Annotated in this window: 1 protein-coding gene; it reads left to right on the top strand. The window is 73.9% G+C overall.

Translation table 11 applies throughout. The annotated features are described in order from the left end of the window. The first annotated feature begins 77 nt into the window (after positions 1 to 77). A complete protein-coding gene (locus B7767_RS32560; RefSeq protein WP_085575267.1) occupies positions 78 to 1,742 on the top strand; it encodes an alkaline phosphatase in 1,665 nt (554 codons plus the stop codon). The last annotated feature ends 306 nt before the right edge of the window (positions 1,743 to 2,048 follow it).

Raw genomic sequence — 2,048 nt, 5'->3', positions numbered from 1 at the left:
CGCTCGCCTGCCCGCGCCGCCGCCGCCGGCCTGCGCCTCGCGTCCGTCCCCGCCCGCCCCGTACGAGAGGACCCCAGATGGCGCTGTCGGGCCGTACCGGACCGTCGTCCGCGCTCGCCCTCACCCCGCACGACGCCGAACTGCGCGCCGCCGCACGGCACCCGGCCCGCCGTCGCTTCCTCACCCTCACCGCCGCGGCCGCCGCCCTCGCCTTCACCACCAACCTCCCCGCGCGCGGCGCCTTCGCAGCGCCCCGGCTCGACGCGGCCCGCATCACCGAGGACCCGTTCACGCTCGGCGTCGCCTCCGGGGACCCGCTGCCCGACTCGGTGCTCATCTGGACCCGGCTGGCCCCGGCCCCCTTCGAACCGGACGGAGGGCTAGGGCAGCAGCGGGTGGAGGTCTCCTGGGAGGTGGCGCTCGACGAGTCCTTCGTCCTGGTCGTGCGGCGGGGCACCGCCCTCGCGTATCCCGAGTACGCGCACAGCGTGCGCGTCGACGTGAAGGGCCTGGAAGCGGGCGGCCACTACTACTACCGGTTCCGTACGGGCACCTGGATCAGCCCCACCGGCCGCACCCGTACCGCTCCCCCGGCCGGCGCCGACACCGCGGGCCTGAGACTGGCGGCGGTCGCCTGCCAGGCGTACCACGACGGCTACTACACGGTGCACCGGCACCTCGCGCAGGAGGACGTCGACGTGGTGTTCCACCTCGGCGACTACCTGTACGAGTACGCCGTGGACTCCGCGGGCGGTGCCCGCGGTTACACCGACGTCGTGCTGCCGGCCGTCCTCAACCGCGAGACGACGACCCTGGCGGACTACCGGATGCGCTACGCGCTCTACAAGAGCGACCCCGACCTGCGGGCCGTGCACGCCGCCCACCCGTTCGTCGTCACCTGGGACGACCACGAGACCGAGAACAACTACGCGGGAGCGATCGACGAGAACGGCAGCGACCCGGCGCTGTTCCTGACCCGCCGCGCCGCCGCCTACCGCGCCTACTGGGAGAACCAGCCGCTGCGCGCCGACCAGCTCCCCGAGGGCCCCGACGCCCAGCTGTTCCGCCGGCTGCACTGGGGCACCCTCGCCCAGTTCGACATCCTCGACACCCGTCAGTACCGCTCCGACCAGGCCTACGGCGACACCCCGCACGTCCCCGGACCCGAGTCGGACGACCCGGCGCGCACCCTCACCGGGGACGCCCAGGAGCGCTGGCTGCTCGACGGGTGGGGCACCTCGACGGCGCTGTGGAACGTGATGCCCCAGCAGGTGTGCTTCTCCCAGCGCAGACTGGACCTGAACACCGAGGCGAAGGTCTCCATGGACGCCTGGGACGGCTACCGCGCCGGCCGCGGCCGTCTGGTCGCGGGCGCTAAGGCGGCCGGTGTCGACAACTGGCTGGTCCTCACCGGTGACGTCCATGTCGCGTACGCCTTCGACATCAAGGACGACTTCGACGACCCCGGCTCCGCCACTCTGGGCGCGGAGCTGACCTGCACCTCCGTCGCCAGCGGCCGCGACGGCGCGGAGCACCCGGCCAACTGGGACACCTACATGCGGGCCAATCCGCACCTGAGGTTCTACGACGGCCGGCGCGGCTATGTGCGCGTCGAGCTGGGCCGGGAGAACGCGCGGGCCGATTTCCGTGTCGTGCCGGTCGTGACGTCGCCGGGCGCCGCCGTCTCCACGGCCGCCTCCTTCGTCACCGAGGCGGGCTCGCCGGGTCTGACGCCGGTGTGACCCGTCCGGGTGACCGCCGGTGCGCGCCGGTACGCGCCGGTACTGCACCCGGGTCGGTTCGGGTCCCCGATGCGGTGAATCCGGCATGTCCCGGCATCGCGCCGGGCGTCGCGGGCAAGGTCTGAGTCGCCTCCGCAGCTTCGCCACCATCGAAGGAGACGTACCGCATGGTCCTCAGACACGCCCGGGCCGCACGCCGGTCGGCGTTCACGGCGCTCGGCGCCCTCGTCCTCGCCGGACTCCCCTGCGTCGCGGCGGCCGACGCCACGCCGGCGGAGCCGGCGCCCGGCGCCGCCCAGACCCTGG

Source organism: Streptomyces sp. 13-12-16 (assembly GCF_002114215.1).
Classification (GTDB): Bacteria; Actinomycetota; Actinomycetes; order Streptomycetales; family Streptomycetaceae; genus Streptomyces.
The sequence above is the reverse complement of the archived record's forward strand: the minus strand, read 5'-3'. Positions and strand labels throughout refer to the sequence as shown.

Coding starts and splice junctions, on each gene's coding strand:
- B7767_RS32560 (WP_085575267.1), top strand. CDS start 78: ATGGCGCTGTCGGGCCGTACCGGACCGTCGTCCGCGCTCGCCCTCACC.